1 protein-coding gene is annotated in these 255 nt (G+C 64.3%); it reads right to left on the bottom strand.

Translation table 11 applies throughout. The annotated features are described in order from the left end of the window. Positions 1–252, bottom strand: a 252-nt coding sequence (locus tag BLX41_RS17835) for a glycosyltransferase (RefSeq protein WP_123725954.1), incomplete at its 3' end; no start/stop codon positions are given. Positions 253–255 lie beyond the last annotated feature (3 nt).

The raw sequence follows: 255 nt of genomic DNA on the forward strand, positions 1-255 counted from the left end.
CACGGTGTCGTCGCTGGAGCCGTCGCTGGCGAGGATGATCTGCAGGTCCGTGGCCGGGTAGTCCTGTTGCAGCAAGGTGCGCAGCTTGTGCTCGATGTGCGGGCCTTCGTTGTGGGCGGCGATGATCACGCTCACCGACAGCGGCTCGCCCGGTTGCAGCGGGCGCGGGCGCACGAACAGGCTGAGCAGGGCCAGCAGCAAGGGATAACCGATCCAGGCATAGAAGGGCAGTAACAGGCACAGCCAGAAAATTGT

This window comes from Pseudomonas protegens, assembly GCF_003732485.1.
GTDB classification, from domain to species: domain Bacteria; phylum Pseudomonadota; class Gammaproteobacteria; order Pseudomonadales; family Pseudomonadaceae; genus Aquipseudomonas; species Aquipseudomonas protegens_B.